The organism is Streptomyces sp. NPDC022552 (assembly GCF_055561875.1).
This window is the reverse complement of sequence record NZ_JBVHGJ010000013.1, coordinates 168,605-186,648: the sequence shown is the minus strand read 5'-3', so window position 1 is coordinate 186,648 and position 18,044 is coordinate 168,605. Positions and strand designations below refer to the sequence as shown.

11 protein-coding genes are annotated in these 18,044 nt (G+C 71.0%); all 11 read left to right on the top strand.

All coding sequences use genetic code 11. The annotated features are described in order from the left end of the window. Nucleotides 1–113: 113 nt before the first annotated feature. The gene (locus ACZ3OF_RS28625; RefSeq protein WP_361674692.1) at nt 114–1,136 is read left to right on the top strand and encodes an ABC transporter substrate-binding protein; all 1,023 of its coding nucleotides are present in this window, start codon (nt 114–116) and stop codon (nt 1,134–1,136) included. Then, nucleotides 1,126–2,283, top strand: coding sequence for a FecCD family ABC transporter permease (locus ACZ3OF_RS28620; protein WP_467307610.1), 1,158 nt, complete (start codon nt 1,126–1,128; stop codon nt 2,281–2,283). The genes ACZ3OF_RS28625 and ACZ3OF_RS28620 overlap by 11 nt, the downstream gene beginning before the upstream one ends. Next, nucleotides 2,280–3,077 (top strand): ABC transporter ATP-binding protein, encoded by a 798-nt coding sequence (locus ACZ3OF_RS28615; RefSeq protein ID WP_361674688.1) that lies wholly within the window; start codon nt 2,280–2,282, stop codon nt 3,075–3,077. Before ACZ3OF_RS28620 ends, ACZ3OF_RS28615 begins: the two co-directional genes overlap by 4 nt. 11 nt (nt 3,078–3,088) lie before the next feature. Beyond that, nucleotides 3,089–3,955 carry a Rossmann-like domain-containing protein gene (locus ACZ3OF_RS28610; RefSeq protein WP_361674686.1) on the top strand — a complete coding sequence of 289 codons (867 nt, stop codon included), beginning with the start codon at nt 3,089–3,091 and terminating at the stop codon, nt 3,953–3,955. After that, entirely contained in the window at nt 3,952–4,983 is a 1,032-nt protein-coding gene (locus tag ACZ3OF_RS28605; RefSeq protein ID WP_467307607.1) for a GHMP family kinase ATP-binding protein, read from the top strand. The genes ACZ3OF_RS28610 and ACZ3OF_RS28605 overlap by 4 nt, the downstream gene beginning before the upstream one ends. Next, a complete protein-coding gene (locus ACZ3OF_RS28600; RefSeq protein ID WP_467307605.1) occupies nt 4,904–5,926 on the top strand; it encodes a pyridoxal-phosphate dependent enzyme in 1,023 nt (340 codons plus the stop codon). Before ACZ3OF_RS28605 ends, ACZ3OF_RS28600 begins: the two co-directional genes overlap by 80 nt. 176 nt (nt 5,927–6,102) lie before the next feature. Then, entirely contained in the window at nt 6,103–7,113 is a 1,011-nt protein-coding gene (locus ACZ3OF_RS28595) for a LacI family DNA-binding transcriptional regulator (RefSeq protein WP_361674680.1), read from the top strand. A 297-nt stretch (nt 7,114–7,410) separates the two neighbouring features. Next, nucleotides 7,411–10,779 (top strand): CARDB domain-containing protein, encoded by a 3,369-nt coding sequence (locus ACZ3OF_RS28590; RefSeq protein WP_467307603.1) that lies wholly within the window; start codon nt 7,411–7,413, stop codon nt 10,777–10,779. A 111-nt stretch (nt 10,780–10,890) separates the two neighbouring features. Then, entirely contained in the window at nt 10,891–15,177 is a 4,287-nt protein-coding gene (locus ACZ3OF_RS28585; protein ID WP_467307602.1) for a discoidin domain-containing protein, read from the top strand. 393 nt (nt 15,178–15,570) lie between these two features. Further along, nucleotides 15,571–16,986 carry an extracellular solute-binding protein gene (locus tag ACZ3OF_RS28580; protein ID WP_361674674.1) on the top strand — a complete coding sequence of 472 codons (1,416 nt, stop codon included), beginning with the start codon at nt 15,571–15,573 and terminating at the stop codon, nt 16,984–16,986. Between the two features lie 89 nt (nt 16,987–17,075). After that, nucleotides 17,076–18,035 (top strand): carbohydrate ABC transporter permease, encoded by a 960-nt coding sequence (locus ACZ3OF_RS28575; RefSeq protein ID WP_467307599.1) that lies wholly within the window; start codon nt 17,076–17,078, stop codon nt 18,033–18,035. The last annotated feature ends 9 nt before the right edge of the window (nt 18,036–18,044 follow it).

Below are 18,044 nucleotides of genomic sequence, written 5' to 3'. Positions count from 1 at the left end.
TGCGGCGAACCGCACCCTGAGGTGGTTAATGAAAATGATTGTCGTTACAGTACCCTCTTGAACGCGGCACTCCTGCCCGGTGCAGCGCCCTGCCCCCTCAGACCGGAGACCCCATGCGCCACCCCGCCCGTCTCGGCATCGCCCTGACCCTCGCCCTCGCCACCGCGGGCTGCTCCACGGCAGCCGGCGGCGGCTCCGACGCGGCCGGCGAGCCCACCGCCCGGACGGCATCCGTCACCAGCTGCGGCCGCCCGGTGTCCTTCGCCGAGCCGCCGCGACGCGCCGTCGCCCTGGACCAGACGTCCACCGAGACCCTGCTCGAACTCGGACTCCAGGACCGGATGGCGGGCACCGCCAACCTCAAGACGAAGATCCCCGCCCGGTACGAGGCCGCGTACGCCACGGTTCCGGTCATCGCCCCGAAGATCGCCACCGGCGAGCAACTGCGCGCCGCCACACCCGACTTCGTCGTCGGGGGCTCCGCCGACCTCTTCACGGCCGACCGGGCCGGCACGCGCGAGGAGCTGGACGCCCTCAAGGTCCCCACCTTCGTCAGCGCCGTGGACTGCCCGCGCCAGAACCCGGCCGGTACGACCCCCTTCGAGCTGCTCTTCTCCGACTACGAGAAGCTCGGCACGGTCTTCGGGGCCGAGGAGCGGGCCGGCGAGCTCGCGGCCGACCAGCGCGCCGCCGTCGCCAAGGCGGGGGAGAGCGCCTCCAAGGTTCCCCAGGGCGCGGACCGGCCGACCGTCGTCTACCTCTACTCCGTCTTCAACGGCATGCCGTACGTGGCCGGCGGGACCGGCCTGCCCAGCGAGATGAGCCGGATCGTCGGCGCGAGGAACGCGTTCGACGACGTCGACGAGGACTGGCCGGAGGTCTCCTGGGAGGAAGTCGCCGAGCGCGACCCGGACTTCATCGTGATCGGCGACCTGTCCGAGCGCGGCCGGCCGGGCGACAGCGCCGCCGAGAAGCGCGCCACGATGACCGGGCACCCCGTGATCTCGAAGCTGGCCGCGGTCCGCGACGACAGGATCCTCACCGTGCCGGGCATCGAACTGGACCCGTCCGTACGCTCCGTACACGCCCTCGGACTGCTGGCCCAGGGCATGAAGGACCTCGGGTATGTCCGCTGAACCGGTCGACGACCGGAGAGGGCCGGCCGATCCGCTGCTCCCGCCCGCCCGCGGGGTCTCCGTCGCCACCCGTCCCCTGCGCGTCGAGGGGTCCGGCGCGTCCGGCACGACCGGCGCGAGCGGCGCGTCCGGCACCTCCGGGGCCGCCCGCGCGGTCCTGCTGCTCCTCGCCGCCGTCGCCCTCGTCGGCTCGGTGGCGGCCGCCGTACGCATCGGCACCGCGGACGTGGGCTGGACGGACCTCGCCCGGGTCCTCGGCGCCCATCTCGGCCTGGACGTACGCCCCTTGCCCCCACTGGTGGACTCCCTCGTGTGGGACCTGCGCCTGCCACGCGTGCTGATGGCCGCCCTCGTCGGCGCCTCGCTCGCCGTGTGCGGCGCGGTGCTCCAGGCGGTCACCCGTAACGCGCTCGCCGACCCCTACCTGCTCGGCGTCTCCTCCGGTTCGTCCGCGGGAGCCGTCACCGTCGTCGTCCTCGGGATCGGCGCGGGCGCGCTCGGGGTCACCGGCGGTGCGCTCGCCGGCGCGCTGCTCGCCTTCGGGCTGCTGCTCCTCCTGCTGCGGCGCACCGGACTCGACTCCGTGCGCATCGTCCTCACCGGTGTGGTGGTCGGCCAGCTGTTCACCGCGCTGACCTCGCTCGTCCTGATGGCCTCGGCGGACGCGGACACCACGCGGGCCGTCACCCACTGGCTGCTGGGTTCCATGGCACCGGCCCGCTGGGACACGGTCGTGGTCTGCGCGATGGTCACCCCGCTGGGCCTCGCGGCCGCGTGGTTCTGCTCGCAGGCCCTGGACGGGCTCGCGTTCGGCACCGACACGGCCGCCTCGCTCGGCATCGGCGTGCGGCGCACGAGGATGCTGCTGCTCGTGGTCACGGCCGCGCTGACCGCGGTCGCGGTGGCCACCGTCGGAGCGATCGGTTTCGTCGGCCTGATCGTCCCGCACGGGGTGCGGTTCCTCGTCGGACCGCTGCACCGGGTCCTCCTTCCGTACGCGGCGCTCGCGGGCGCGGTGTTCCTGGTCTGGACGGACACGCTCGCGCGGATCGCCTTCGCACCCCGCGAGGTTCCCGTCGGCGTGATCACCGCCCTGCTCGGCGTACCGCTCTTCCTCCTGGTCCTGCGCAAGCGGGGTGAGCTGTGAGGATCACCGCCGAGAGGCTGAGCTGGGCGGTGGGCGGTACCACGGTCGTACGCGACGTCAGCGCGGAGATCGCCCCCGGCGAGACGGTCGGACTGCTCGGCCCCAACGGCTCGGGCAAGTCCTCGCTGTTGCGCTGCCTGGCCGGGCTGCGGGCCCCCGACACGGGCACGGTCCGCTACGACGGCGAGTCCGTACGGGACTGGAGCGCGCGCCGGATCGCCCGCCAGGTCGCCTTCGTCGCCCAGGACTCGGGCGCCGACAGCGATCTGCGCGTCGCCGACGTGGTGGGCCTGGGACGCACCCCCTTCCGTGACCGCTGGCGCGGGCCGGACGCCACCGACCGGGCGGTGGTCGCCGCCGCGCTGGAGCGCGTCGGGCTCACCGCACTCGCCGGCCGCTCCTGGAAGGCGCTGTCGGGCGGCGAGCGGCAGCGCGCCCACCTGGCCCGCGCCCTGGCCCAACAGCCGTACGCGCTCCTGCTCGACGAGCCCACCAACCACCTCGACGTCCGACACCAGCTGGAACTGATGGAGCTGCTGTCCGGCACCGACCGCACCGTCCTGATCGCGCTGCACGACCTGTCGCTCGCCGCCCGCTACTGCGACCGGCTGCTGCTTCTGCACCACGGCCGCCTCGTCGCCTCCGGCACCCCCGCCGCGGTCCTGACCGCCGAGCGGCTCGCCGAGGTCTTCGAGGTGGACGCCGCACTCACCACCGACGCGCTGGGACACCCGGCCGTCACCTACCGCGGGCCGCTCCCGGCCGTCGCACCCATGGCCGAACCCGCCCTGTGAAAAGGAACCCCATGACCCTGACCACCCCCGCCTCCTCCACCGCCGTCCCCTCCACCCCGGTCCGCTCCGTCGACGCGCTCGTCGAGGCCGTCCTGGCGGGCGAGCACGGCCCGCTCCCCTCCGAACACGTCGCGACCAGCGTCTTCTGGCTCCACCACGGCACCCGCCTGGCCGGCGGCGACACCACGTACCTCAACCAGTACGTCCTGGTCCGCCTCGGCGGCTCCTTCGGCGGGTGCGCCTTCGAGGCGGGCGAGATCGACGCGTCGATCTGCCGCGACTTCTCCGGTGCCCCGCTCGACGTTCTGCTGCGCGAGGCCCCGCGCCCGCTGCGGATCGCCGCCCTCGACGCGTACCTCTCCGAGACGCGCCCGCACCGCGCGGCCGGGGAGGCGGGCGACGCCGAGGCCGTGACCCTGCCCGCCGGTAGCCCGGAGGTCCGCGCGGCGGCCCGCGACGCGGCCGTCGCAGGCCTCCTGGACATCGAGGAAGGGGCGCGGATCGGCCTCATCGGCGTCGTCAACCCGCTGGTCGCGGCGATCCGCGAGCGCGGCGGCGAACCGCTGCCCTGTGACTTCAACCTCAAGGCCACCCAGTGGGGCGACCCCGTCACGGACGACATGCACGAGGTGCTGGAGCGGGCCGAGGCCGTCGTCGCCACCGGAATGACGCTGAGCAACGGCTCGTTCGACACCGTCCTGGAGCGCTGCCGGGCCCGGGGCATCCCGCTGATCGTCTACGCGCAGACCGGCAGCGCCGTCGCCCGCGCCTTCCTCGGCTCGGGCGTGACCGCCCTGTCCGCGGAACCGTTCCCCTTCTCCCAGTTCAGCGCCGAGGAGACGGCCCTGTACCGCTACCGGGCGGTGGGCGGCGCGTGATCCCCGCCGCGCGCCGGGCCGTACGCCGTACCGGTACCGGGTACGCCCCCTGCCACCACGGCGAGATCCTTCAAGGGGTGTTCCTCGACGGCGAGGGGCGCCGGTGCGCCGGTCTTGTCACCCTGCCCCTGGCCGGTCCGGGCAGCCGCGCCGTGTTCGTCCGGCGCCCTGGCACCGCGCCCGACGCCCTCACCGTCGTACCCGCCGACCGCACGAAGGCCGCGCACGCCGCGGCCCTCGCGGTCGCGGAGTGCGCGGAGCTGACGGGACTGCCGCCCTGCGGTGGGGTATTGAGGCTCACGGGCGACATTCCGGTGGGCCTGGGCATGGGCAGCTCCACCAGCGACGTGATCGCCGCCGTGCGCGCGGTCGCCGACGCGTACGGGCTCCGTGGCCTCGCCGCCGAGACGGTCGCCCGGCTCGCCGTGCGCGCCGAACTCGCCAGCGATCCGCTGATGTGGGGCGGCCGCCCCGTGCTCTTCGCCCAGCGGGAGGGCCGCGTCCTGGAGGTCCTCGGCCGAGCCCTCCCGCCCCTGGTCGTCGTGGGCTGCGCCCTCGGCGGGGGCGCGCCCGTCGACACCCTCGCGCTGCCCGTACGGGAGGCGGGCGACGCCGACATCCGGGAGTACGAGCGGCTGCGCACGCTGTTGCGCCGGGCGGTGGCCACAGGTGACGCCCGGCTCCTCGGGGAGGTCGCCACCGCCAGCGCCCGGCGCGGCCAACAGGTGCTCGGGCACCCGGAGTTCGACGCACTGACCGCCATCGCCCGGCGGGTCGGGGCGGTGGGTGTGCAGATCGCGCACAGCGGCGCGGTGGCGGGCGTGCTCCTCGACCCCGCCGCGCCGGGCCTGCGGCACCGCGTGCGCCGCTGCCTGCGAGCCCTGGACGCCGACGGCATCCCCGCCACCCGCACCTTCGCGACCGCCCCCACCACCAAGGAGATCCCGAATGGACCAGCACATCGCGGAGGCGATCGGCCGGCCGGACCTGATACGCCTCGACGACCGGCTCGTCTGCCTGCGCTTTGAGACGATGAAGGCGGTCTCCGCCCTTGCCGCGGTGCGCCACCTGCTCGACACCGGAGCCGTACGGCGCGGGGACACCCTCCTCGACAGCTCCAGCGGCATCTACGCCTACGCGCTCGCCCTGGCCTGTCACCGGCACGGCATGCGCTGCCACATCGTCGGCTCGACGACGGTCGACCACACGCTGCGCACCCAACTCGCCATCCTGGGAGCGACGCTGGAGCAGATGGAGCCGTGCAGCGACCTCAAGCTCGATCAGAAGCGGCGGGTGGAGCGGATCCACGAGATCCTCGCCGCGCACCCCGAGTACCACTGGATGCGGCAGTACCACGACGACATCCACTACCTGGGCTACCGCGCGATCGCCGACCGCGTCCGGGAGGCGACCGGCGCTGACGGGCTCACCGTCGTCGGCGGGGTCGGCTCGGGCGCCTCGACCGGCGCCCTCGCCCGCTACCTGCGCGAGGACCCGGACGGGCGGGCGCCGTCCGACGTCGAACTCGTCGGCGTCCAGCCGTACGGCAGCGTCACCTTCGGCGCCGAGCACGTCTCCGACCCGGAGATCATCATCGCCGGGATCGGCAGCTCCATCCCCTTCGGCAACGTCGCGCACGAGCTGTACGACACCCTGCACTGGATCTCCTTCGACGCGGCCCTCTCCGGCAGCGTCGACCTCCTGCGCCGCCACGCGGTCTTCGCGGGTCTGTCGACCGGCGCCGCCTACCTCGCCGCCCGCCACGAACGCGAGCGCGCCCCCGGACGGACGGCCCTCTTCATCGCCGCCGACACGGGCCACCGCTACGTCGACACGGTCTTCGCCCGCCATACCGAAGCCACGCCCCTCTCGGCCCTGACCCCCCAAGACGTCCCGAACCAGGGCGAGCTGACCCTCCCCTGGTCCCGAATGCACTGGAACCGGACACCGGCGATGGCCATGGGCGCGTAGCCCCTGGGCGGCGCGCCCGGTCACTCGGCGACATCGACCCCGTGACGGCCGCCGGCGAGCGCGAGCACCACCGCGCGTGCCCGTGGCCGATCTGCGGCGGCCACGGGCCGGTGCCTTGCGCTTGCCCCGGAAGAACGACGCAACAAACTTGCGAGTCTTGCGATAGTCTTGCGCTCATGACGCGACGACTTGCTCAAGTGGCCAAGAAGGTGGGAGTCAGCGAGGCCACGGTCAGCCGTGTGCTCAACGGCAAGCCCGGTGTCTCCGAGGCCACGCGCCAGTCCGTCCTCACCGCGCTCGACGTGCTCGGATACGAGCGGCCCACGCAGCTGCGCGGCGAGCGCGCGCGACTCGTCGGTCTCGTCCTGCCGGAGCTGCAGAACCCCATCTTCCCCGCGTTCGCCGAGGTGATCGGTGGTGCGCTCGCGCAGCAGGGGCTGACCCCCGTGCTCTGCACGCAGACCAAGGGGGGCGTCTCCGAGGCCGATTACGTGGAGCTCCTCCTCCAGCAGCAGGTGTCCGGCGTCGTCTTCGCCGGCGGGCTGTTCGCGCAGGCGGACGCGCCGCACGACCACTACCACCAGCTGGCGGAGCGCAACATCCCGGTCGTCCTCATCAACGCCTCCATCGCCGGACTCAACTTCCCCTGCGTCTCGTGCGACGACGCCGTCGCCGTCGAGCAGGCGTGGCGCCACCTCGCCTCGCTCGGGCACGAGCGGATCGGTCTCGTCCTCGGCCCCAGCGACCACGTCCCGTCGCGGCGCAAGCTCGAAGCGGCCCGGGCGGCCGCCGAGGCGGCGGGCACGACGCTGCCGGACGAGCACGTCGTGCGGTCGATCTTCTCGCTCGAAGGTGGCCAGGCCGCCGCCACCCGCCTCCTGGAGCGCGGCGTCACCGGCATCGTGTGCGCCAGTGACCCGCTCGCCCTGGGGGCGATCAGGGCCGCGCGCCGGCGAGGGCTCTCCGTTCCGTCGCAGGTGTCGGTCGTCGGTTTCGACGACTCCGCCTTCATGAACTGCACCGAGCCGCCGCTCTCCACGGTCCGCCAGCCGATCGAGGCGATGGGCCGCGCGGCGGTCGAGCTGCTGTGCGCCCAGATCCAGGGCACCCAGACCGACCCGGGCGAGCTCCTCTTCGAGCCCGAACTCGTCGTCCGCGGATCCACCGCGCCGCCGCCCCTCGGCTGACCCTCACCCCCTCGTCGTTCCCCGGCTCCGGCGCCGGGGAGGCCTCACCGCCTCCCCGGCGCCGGAGCCGTTTCTCGTTGACCTGCGGGGATGGGACGCCCCAACCTCCGGTTCTGCCACGGCTGTTGACAAAGCGGTGACCTGATAGAAACCTGACACCCCGGCGGCGCAAAAGATTAACGAAAATGCTCAATAAGTCTGTATCTCGCCGTCATTCATTGTCAGAGCTCCGCTGGGTTCCTGGCGAGTGTCCCTGTGTCGGCGCCGAGCCGCGGCCCAGCAGACGGAGAGGCCCATATGAGAGGCAACATCCTGAGCTGGCGGTTGACGGTCGGCATGCTGATAGCCGGACTGGTCGCCGTGGGGCTCCTGCCCGTCCACGCGTACGCCGCGGCGGCCGGGCCCAACCTGGCGCTCGGCAGAACGGTGACCGCTGGTGGCGCCCATGGCGCGTACCCGGCGGGCAACGTCACCGACGGAAGCCAGCAGTCCTACTGGGAGGGTCCGGCAGGATCGTTCCCCCAGTGGGTGCAGATCGACCTCGGCGCGAGCACCCGTGTCGACGACGTCGTCCTGAAGCTCCCCACCACCTGGGAGGCCCGTTCGCAGACCGTCGGTGTCCTCGGCAGCACCGACGGCAACTCCTTCACCACCCTCGCCGCAGCTCAGCCCCGCGCGTTCGACCCGTCCAGGGCGAACACCGTGAGCATCGCCCTCACCTCCGCCACCACCCGCTACATACGGATCCAGGTGACGGCGAACTCCGGCTGGAACGCCGCCCAGCTCTCCGAGGTGGAGGTCCACGGCGAGGACGGACCGGTCGACCCTCCGGTCGAGGGGACCAACCTCGCGCGCAACAAGCCGATCGAGGCGTCCTCGGCGACCCAGACCTACGTCGCCGCCCACGCCAACGACGATAACGCCGGCACCTACTGGGAGTCCGCGGGCTTCCCCGCCACCCTGACGGTGAGACTCGGCGCGAACGCCGACGTCCAGGCCGTGGTGGTCAAGCTCAACCCCGACCAGGTGTGGGGGCCCAGAACACAGTCGATCGAGGTCCTCGGGCGTGAGCAGTCGGCCTCCGGCTTCACCTCGCTCAAGGCCCGCGCCGACTACGCGTTCAGCCCCGCCTCCGGCCAGAACTCCGTCACGATCCCGGTGACCGGACGGTACGCGGATCTGCGCCTCGCCTTCTTCTCCAACACCGGCGCCCCCGGCGGCCAGGTCGCGGAGTTCCAGGTCGTGGGAGCGGCCGCGCCCAACCCCGACCTCACCGTGACCGACCTGACGTGGACCCCCTCCTCCCCGTCCGAGACGGACCCGGTGACGGTCCACGCCACCGTGCGCAACGCCGGAACCGCCGCGGCGGCCGCCACCACCGTCCAGGTCAGCCTGGAGGGCGCCGTCGCCGGTTCCGCCCCGGTCGCCGCGCTCGCCGCCGGCGCCTCGGCGACCGTGCCGGTCACGGTGGGCAAGCGCCCCACGGGCTCGTACACCGTCTCGGCCGTGGTCGACCCGACCGACACCGTCGCGGAGCAGGACAACACCAACAACAGCCGGACGGCGACGGCGAAACTGGTCGTCGGCCAGAGCCCCGGCCCCGACCTGCGGGTCACCGGGATCGCCACCAACCCGGCCAGCCCCGCCGTCGGCTCAGCCGTCACCTTCACCGTGACGGTCGACAACCGGGGCACCACCGGCGCTCCGGCCGGCACGGTCACCCGTCTCACGGCCGGATCCACCACCCTGAACGGCACCGCGGGCGCGATCGCCGCCGGTCAGACGGTCACCGTCCCGATCTCCGGCACCTGGACGGCCACCAGCGGCGGGGCCACCCTCACGGCGACCGCCGACGCCACCGGCGCCGTCGTCGAGACCGACGAGAACAACAACGTCTTCACCCGCTCCCTCGTCGTCGGACGCGGCGCGGCCGTGCCGTACACGGAGTACGAGGCGGAGGACGCCCGCTACGAGGGCACCCTGCTCACCGCCGACCAGAAGAGGACGTTCGGCCACACCAACTTCGCCACCGAGTCCTCCGGCCGCAAGTCCGTGCGCCTCAGCTCCCAGGGCCAGTACGTCGAGTTCACCTCGGCCAACCCGTCCAACTCGATCGTCGTACGCAACTCCGTCCCCGACTCCGCAGCCGGCGGCGGGGCCGAGGCCACCCTCAGCCTCTACGCGGACGGCGTGTTCGTCCGCAAGCTCACCCTGTCGTCCAAGCACAGCTGGCTCTACGGCACCACCGACGACCCCGAGGGGCTCACCAACCGGCCCGGCGGTGACGCGCGACGGCTCTTCGACGAGTCGCACGCGCTCCTTGCGCAGACCTACCCGGTGGGCACGAAGTTCCGGCTCCAGCGCGACGCCGGCGACTCGGCGGCCTTCTACGTCATCGACCTGATCGACCTGGAGCAGGTCGCGCCCCCGGCCGCCAAGCCGGCGAACTGCGTCTCCATCACCGAGTACGGCGCCGTCCCCAACGACGGCATCGACGACACCGACGCCCTCCAGCGCGCGGTGACCGCCGACCAGAACGGTCAGATCCCCTGCGTGTGGATCCCCGCCGGGCAGTGGCGCCAGGAGCAGAAGATCCTGACCGACGACCCGCTCAACCGCGGGCAGTTCAACCAGGTCGGCGTCCGGGACGTCACGATCCGCGGTGCGGGCATGTGGCACTCCCAGCTGTACACGCTGACCCCGCCGCACCAGGCGGGCGGCATCAACCACCCGCACGAGGGCAACTTCGGTTTCGACATCGACCACAACACGCAGATCTCCGACATCGCCATCTTCGGGTCGGGCCAGATCCGCGGCGGTGACGGCAACGCCGAGGGCGGCGTCGGTCTCAACGGCCGCTTCGGCAAGGGCACCAAGATCAGCAACGTCTGGATCGAGCACGCCAACGTCGGTGTCTGGGCCGGCCGTGACTACTCCAACATCCCCGAGCTCTGGGGCCCCGGCGACGGTCTTGCGTTCACCGGCATGCGGATCCGCAACACGTACGCCGACGGCATCAACTTCGCCAACGGCACCCGCAACTCCACCGTCTTCGACTCCTCCTTCCGCAACACCGGCGACGACGCGCTGGCCGTCTGGGCCAGCAAGTACGTCAAGGACACCTCGGTGGACATCGGATCCAACAACCACTTCCGCAACAACACGATCCAACTGCCGTGGCGGGCCAACGGCATCGCGGTCTACGGCGGCTTCGGCAACACCATCGAGAACAACATCATCTCGGACACCATGAACTACCCCGGGATCATGCTGGCGACCGACCACGACCCGCTGCCCTTCTCCGGGCAGACGCTGATCGCCAACAACGCCCTGCACCGCACCGGCGGCGCCTTCTGGAACGAGGACCAGGAGTTCGGCGCGATCACACTCTTCGCGCAGGGCCAGCCCATCCCGGGCGTCACCATCCGGGACACCGACATCCTCGACTCGACGTACGACGGCATCCAGTTCAAGACGGGTGGCGGTGAGATGCCGGACGTGAAGATCACCGGCGTCCGCATCGACAAGTCGAACAACGGCTCCGGGATCCTCGCGATGAGCGGGGCGCGCGGCAGCGCGACGCTGACGAACGTGACCATCACCAACTCGGCCGAGGGCGACGTCCTCGTCGAGCCCGGCTCGCAGTTCGTCGTCAACAGGAACTGACCCTCACGCCACACCCCCGTGCGGCGGCCCCGTTCCGACGGGGCCGCCGCCCCTGAGCCGTGCCTCGCCGCCGGTAGGGCGCGAGGCCGAGATCGAGGACTGAGAGGACAGATGAGCATCTCCGACCGGAGACCGCGGTTCCTGAGCGCCGTGGTCGCGACCAGCCTCCTGACTCTGGGCGGTCCGCTGATGGCCGCCCAGGCCGCCGGCGGCCCCAACATCGCCCTCGGCGACACCGCGGCGGCAAGCAGCGCCGTCGCCGAGTACGGCGCCGCGAACATCACCGACGGCAACCACGGCTCGTACTGGCAGAGCGCCGGCAGCAGCCTGCCGCAATGGGTCCAGGCCGACCTCGGCACCACGGAACGCGTGGACGAGGTGGTCCTGAAGCTGCCCGCCGGCTGGGAGAGCCGTAACCAGACGCTCTCCGTCCAGGGCAGCGCCGACGGCACGAGCTTCGCCACGCTGAAGAACTCCGCCACCTACACCTTCAGCCCGGGCGCGGCCAACACGGTCACGGTGAGCTTTCCCGCCACCCAGGCGCGGTTCGTCCGCGTCCACATCACCGCCAACACCGGCTGGCAGGCCGCCCAGCTCTCCGAGCTGGAGGTGCACGCCGCCGACGGGTCGTCCGTGAACCTCGCGAGCGGCCGCACCCTGACCGCCAGCAGCCACACCCAGGTGTACGCGGCGGGCAACGCCAACGACGGCAACCGGGCCACGTACTGGGAGAGCGCCAACAACGCCCTCCCGCAGTGGATCCAGGCCGACCTCGGCTCCGCCGTCCGCGTCGACCGGGTCGTCCTTCGACTCCCCTCCGGCTGGGAGACACGCAGCCAGACCCTGAAGATCCAGGGCAGCACCACCGGCACCGCCTTCACCGACCTGACGGCCTCCCAGGCGTACACCTTCGGCGCCGCGGGCGGGCATTCCGCGACGATCACCTTCGACGCGGCCACCACCCGGTACGTACGCGTCCTGGTCAGCGCGAACAGCGTCCAGGCCGCGGGGCAGCTCTCCGAGCTGGAGGTCTACGGTCCGCAGACGGGCGACACCCAGGCCCCGTCGGCACCCGCGAACCTCGCCCTCACCCAACCCGCCACCGACCAGATCAGGCTCACCTGGAACGCCGCCACCGACAACGTGGGCGTGACGGGCTACGACGTCTACGCCAACGGCGCCCTGCTGACCAGCGTCGGCGCGGGCGTCACCACCTTCACCGACACCCGGCCGGCGAACCAGACGGTCACCTACCTCGTCCGTGCGAAGGACGCCGCCGGCAACCAGTCCGCCGACAGCAACAGCGTGACGCGCACCGGTGACACCGGGGACACCCAGGCACCGAGCGCGCCGGCGAACCTCGCGCTCACCGAACCCGGCGCCGGTCAGATCCGGCTGACCTGGAACGCCTCCTCCGACGACACCGGCGTCACCGGCTACGACGTCTACGCCGACAACACGCTCCGCGGCAGCGTCGCCGGCGACGTCACCACCTTCACCGACACCCAGCCGGCCTCCGCCACCGTCACGTACCACGTCCGCGCCAAGGACGCGGCCGGCAACCGGTCGGCGTACAGCAACGCCGTGACCCGCGACGGTACGGGCGGTACGGGCTCCGACCTGGCGGTCAGCAAGGAGATCGCCGCCTCCTCCACGGTGCACACCTACGCCGCGGCGAACGCCAACGACAACAACGTCGCGACCTACTGGGAGGGCGCGGGCGGCAGCTACCCGCAGTCCCTCACCGTGAAGCTGGGCTCCAACGCCGACGTGACCCGCCTCGTCCTCAAGCTCAACCCTGACGCGGCCTGGGCCACCCGGAGCCAGACCGTCGAGGTCCTCGGCCGCGAGCAGAGCGCCTCCGGCTTCGGCAGCCTCGTCACGGCGAAGAGCTACACGTTCGACCCGGCGAGCGCCAACACCGTCACGATCCCCGTCTCCGCCCGGGTCGCGGACGTCCGGCTGAGGTTCACCGCGAACTCCGGCGCACCGGCGGGCCAGCTGGCCGAGTTCCAGGTCATCGGCGTCCCGGCGCCCAACCCGGACCTCGAAGTCACCGGTCTGACCGTCTCGCCGGCCGCGCCGGTCGAGTCGGACCCGATCACGGTGAGCGCGACCGTCCGCAACAGCGGTCCGGCCGCCGCGCCCGCCTCCGCCGTCGCGCTGCGCCTGGGTGGTACCAAGGTCGCCACCGCGCAGGTCGGGGCCCTGGCCGCCGGCGCCCAGACCACGGTCAACGCCTCCATCGGCGCCCGCGACGCCGGGTCGTACCAGCTGAGCGCCGTCGCCGACGAGCCGAGCGCGGTCATCGAGCAGAACGAGTCCAACAACACCTTCACCAGCCCCACCGCCCTCGTGGTCAGGCCGGTCTCCAGCTCCGACCTGGTCACGTCCTCCGTGACGACCTCGCCGTCCAGCCCCGCGGCCGGTGACGCCGTCACCTTCAAGGTGGCCGTGAGGAACCAGGGCACCGTGGCGAGCGCGTCGGGCAGCCACGGCGTCACGCTCACCCTGGTCGACTCCACCGGTGCCACGGTCAGGACGCTGACCGGGGCGCACGGCGGAGCCATCGCGGCCGGGGCCACGGCCGAGGTGGGCCTCGGCCCCTGGACGGCCGCCAACGGCTCGTACACCGTGAAGGTCGTCCTCGCCGACGACGCCAACGAACTGCCGGTCAAGCGGGCGAACAACACCTCCACGCAGCCGCTGTTCGTCGGCCGCGGCGCGAACATGCCGTACGACATGTACGAGGCCGAGGACGGGACCGCCGGGGGAGGGGCCCAGGTCGTCGGTCCGAACCGGACCGTCGGCGACATCGCGGGCGAGGCCTCGGGCCGCAGGGCCGTGAACCTGGACGCGACGGGCGAGTACGTCGAGTTCACCACGCGCGCGGACACCAACACCCTGGTGACCCGCTTCTCGATCCCGGACGCACCGGGCGGCGGCGGCATCGACTCGACGGTCAACGTCTACGTCGACGGCGTCTTCAAGAAGGCGCTTCCACTGACCTCGAAGTACGCCTGGCTGTACGGCGCCGAGACCGCGCCCGGCAACTCCCCGGGCGCGGGCGCCCCGCGTCACATCTACGACGAGGCGCATCTCATGCTGGGTGAGACGGTGCGCGCGGGCAGCAGGATCCGGCTGCAGAAGGACGCCGCCAACAGCCACACGTACGCGATCGACTTCGTGAACCTGGAGCAGGTCGCGCCGGTCACCAACCCGGACCCGGCGACGTACACGGTCCCCGCCGGGTTCGCCCACCAGGACGTCCAGAACGCGCTCGACCGGGTACGGATGGACACGACGGGCACTCTCGTCGGCGTCTACCTGCCGCCGGGCGACTACCAGACGTCGAGCAAGTTCCAGGTGTACGGCAAGGCCGTGAAGGTCGTCGGCGCCGGGCCCTGGTACACGAAGTTCCACGCCCCCCCGACGCAGGACAACACCGACGTCGGCTTCCGGGCCGAGGCGGCGGCCAAGGGGTCGCTCTTCAAGGGCTTCGCGTACTTCGGCAACTACACCTCGCGGATCGACGGTCCGGGCAAGGTGTTCGACTTCGCGAACGTGACCGACATCGTGATCGACGACATCTGGAACGAGCACATGGTGTGCCTGTACTGGGGCGCCAACACCGACCGGATCACGATTCGGAACTCCCGGATCCGCAACATGTTCGCCGACGGCATCAACATGACCAACGGATCGACGGACAACCTCGTGACCAACAACGACGCCCGTGCCACCGGCGACGACAGTTTCGCGCTCTTCTCCGCGATCGACGCGGGCGGCGCGGACATGAAGAACAACGTCTACGAGAACCTGACGTCGACACTCACCTGGCGGGCCGCGGGAGTCGCCGTCTACGGCGGCTACAACAACACCTTCCGCAACATCCACATCGCGGACACGCTGGTCTACTCCGGGATCACGATCTCCTCGCTGGACTTCGGCTATCCGATGAACGGCTTCGGCACCGAGCCCACGACCTTCGAGAACATCTCGATCGTCCGGGCCGGCGGGCACTTCTGGGGCGCGCAGACCTTCCCGGGCATCTGGGTCTTCTCCGCCTCCAAGGTCTTCCAGGGGATCAGGGTCGACCACGTCGACATCGTCGACCCGACGTACAGCGGAGTGATGTTCCAGACCAACTACGTCGGCGGACAGCCACAGTTCCCGATCAAGGACACCGTGTTCACGGACATCTCGATCACGGGGGCGCGCAGGAGCGGGGACGCCTTCGACGCGAAGTCGGGCTTCGGTCTCTGGGCCAACGAGATGCCGGAGTCCGGGCAGGGGCCGGCCGTGGGGGAGGTGACCTTCAACGGCCTTGAGCTGAGCGGCAACGCGGTGGACATCCGTAACACCACGTCCACCTTCAAGATCAACGTCAACCCCTGACGGGGCCCGCGACACCACGGGCGACAGGCCCGGTGAGGTCGGTGCAGGCGGCTTGCGGCTGCTTGCACCGACCTTGCGTGCGTTGTGCCCGCTGCGACGCCGCGGAGGGTCGACTGCGAAGGAACCAGGGCCTTTGGGGTGTGCGGAGGGGCCTTCGGGGCTTCCCCGGGCCCCCTGGGCCCTGTTGGGCCCTGTTGGGCCCCTTCGGGCGACCCGCCCTGAGCGCTTCGTAAGTCCGGATCCCCGCAGTCCTTCTTTTCTCTGTCAGGCAATTTCGAAATCAGCGCGATATCTTGCGTTCACTTGTTGAGGGTGGTTGAGTGTGGCGCGCCCCACAACGCACCGGCGGTGGGGCGACGCGACCTCCACGTTCATGCCCGAAGGGGACCACCCATGAGAAGTGCCCGGTTCCGCCGTACGCGCCGCGCCAGCGCGGTCACCCTCGTCTCCGCGCTCACGCTGACCGCACTCGCCGCCTGCGGCACGAGCAGCAGCAACAACGGCAGCGGTGGTTCCGAGGGCGGTGGTTCGTCCGATCCCTCCGCTCCGCTGGACCCGAAGACCAAGGTGACGATCACCATCGACTGCATGCCCCCGGCGGCGAAGGCGGCCGAGCTCAAGCAGTGGAAGGCCGACGTCGCCGCCTTCAACGCGACGTACCCCAACGTCACGATCGAGGGCCGCTCCACCCCCGGCCAGTGCCTGGAACCGCCCCGCTTCACCGCGATGCTCAAGGCGAAGTCCCAGCCGGACGTCTTCTACACGTACTTCACCGACCTGCCGCAGGTCCTCGACAACGACGGCGCCGCCGACATCACCGCCTACGTCAACGACAAGTCCGTCCCGCTCCTCAAGAACATCGACCCGAACGTCCTCGGCTCGCTCAAGAAGGACGGCAAGCTGTACGGCCTGCCCACCAGCAACTACACGATGGGCCTGCTCATCAACCGCAAGCTCTTCCAGCAGGCCGGCCTGGACCCCGACGCCCCGCCGCGCACCTGGGACGAGGTCCGCGCCGCCGCCAAGAAGATCGCGGGTCTGGGCCAGGGCGTCGCCGGGTTCGGCGAGTACAGCGCGGGCAACACCGGCGGCTGGCACTTCACCGCGCAGATGTACAGCGTGGGTGGGGACGTCGTCGACGCGAGCGGCACGAAGGCCGCCTTCAACAACGAGCTCGGCAAGCAGGTCGCGAAGAACCTCCACGCCATGCGCTGGGAGGACGACAGCATGGGCAAGACCCAGTTGCTCAAGTGGGGCGACCTGCAGAAGCAGATCGCGACCGACAAGCTCGGCATGTTCCTCGCCGCGCCCGACGACATCGCGTACATGGTCCAGCAACTCGGCGCGAAGTACGAGAACTTCGGCATGGGGCCGATTCCCGGCGAGAAGGCCACCCTGGCCGGCGGCAACAACTACATGATCAAGCAGGGCATATCCGGCGACAAGATCAAGGCCGCGATCGCCTGGCTCAACTTCAAGAACCTCACCGTCGGCAAGGGCCAGTTCGACTGGGCGCGCAGCAAGCAGGACGGCCTGCCCGTCGGCGTTCCGCAGCCCAACTTCTGGCTGAACGACGCCAAGACCCAGGACGACGCCGCCCGCGTGGAGCACGCCACCATGCCGGTCGCCAACTTCAAGACCTTCATGGACAACCCCGTCGCCGGCAAGGCGGAGCCACCGAAGGCGCAGGAGGTCTACAAGGTCCTCGACAACGTGATGTCCGGCCTCCTCACCAACAAGGACGCCGACATCGACAAGCTGCTCGCCACCGCCGAGACACAGGTGAACCAGGTCCTCGCCAACCAGTGACGGGACCGGCGGCGGGGGTGGACCGTCCAGCCGCCCCCGCCCCGCCCACAGACGTCAACCCCGGCAGACCAGCACCAAGGAGCGACGAGATGTCGGCCCCCAGCCTGACCCCGAGCACAGCGGCCCCCCGCCGCCCCTCACCGCCGTACGAGACGGACCCCGCGCCGCCCACCGGCCGGTTCGCCAGGAACCTGAAGCGCAACCTCACCGCCCACGGATTCCTGATCGGCGCGGTCGTCTGCTTCGCGGTGTTCTCCTGGTACCCGATGGTCAGAGAGTTCTTCCTCGCCTTCCAGAAGACCGAGAGCGGCCAGACCACCTGGGTCGGCCTCGACAACCTCACCACCGTCTTCAACGACCCGGCGTTCTGGCAGGCGTGGCGCAACACGCTGCTGTTCACCGCCCTCGCCCTGGTCTTCGGCTTCGCCGTCCCCTTCGTCGTCGCCCTCGTCATCAACGAGTTCCACCACGGCCAGGGTTATCTCCGGCTGCTCGTCTACCTGCCCGTGATGCTGCCGCCGGTCGCCTCGGTCCTCCTCTTCAAGTACCTGTACGACCCCGGCTACGGCCTGCTCAACGAACTCTTCCGCTTCCTCCACCTGCCCGAGCAGCAGTGGCTCCAGGACCCCGATCTGTCCATGCTCTCCGTGGTCATCGCCTCGACCTGGATGAACATGGGCGGCGCCGCCCTCATCTACCTCGCCGCGCTCCAGGGCATCCCCGGCGAGCTGTACGAGGCGGCCGAACTCGACGGCGCGGGCCTGTTCCGCAAGGTCTGGCACGTCACCATCCCGCAGACGCGCCTCATCCTGTCCCTGATGCTGCTCATGCAGATCATCGCCACCATGCAGGTCTTCGTCGAACCCTTCCTGCTCACCGGCGGCGCCGGCCCCGAGGGGTCGACCACGACCGTCGTGTACCTCATCTACCAGTACGCCTTCAACTTCAACAACTACGGTGCCGCGGCGGCGCTCGGCCTGCTCCTGCTCGTACTCCTGGCCGGATTCTCGGCCGCGTACGTGAAGCTCAGCCGCGCCGAGGACGAGTAGGACCGGGGG

Bases quoted from the DNA above. Each gene is read 5' to 3' on its own strand.
- ACZ3OF_RS28625 (WP_361674692.1), top strand. From the start codon at position 114: ATGCGCCACCCCGCCCGTCTCGGCATCGCCCTGACCCTCGCCCTCGCC.
- ACZ3OF_RS28620 (WP_467307610.1), top strand. From the start codon at position 1,126: ATGTCCGCTGAACCGGTCGACGACCGGAGAGGGCCGGCCGATCCGCTG.
- ACZ3OF_RS28610 (WP_361674686.1), top strand. From the start codon at position 3,089: ATGACCCTGACCACCCCCGCCTCCTCCACCGCCGTCCCCTCCACCCCG.
- ACZ3OF_RS28600 (WP_467307605.1), top strand. From the start codon at position 4,904: ATGGACCAGCACATCGCGGAGGCGATCGGCCGGCCGGACCTGATACGC.
- ACZ3OF_RS28595 (WP_361674680.1), top strand. From the start codon at position 6,103: ATGACGCGACGACTTGCTCAAGTGGCCAAGAAGGTGGGAGTCAGCGAG.
- ACZ3OF_RS28590 (WP_467307603.1), top strand. From the start codon at position 7,411: ATGAGAGGCAACATCCTGAGCTGGCGGTTGACGGTCGGCATGCTGATA.
- ACZ3OF_RS28585 (WP_467307602.1), top strand. From the start codon at position 10,891: ATGAGCATCTCCGACCGGAGACCGCGGTTCCTGAGCGCCGTGGTCGCG.
- ACZ3OF_RS28580 (WP_361674674.1), top strand. From the start codon at position 15,571: ATGAGAAGTGCCCGGTTCCGCCGTACGCGCCGCGCCAGCGCGGTCACC.
- ACZ3OF_RS28575 (WP_467307599.1), top strand. From the start codon at position 17,076: ATGTCGGCCCCCAGCCTGACCCCGAGCACAGCGGCCCCCCGCCGCCCC.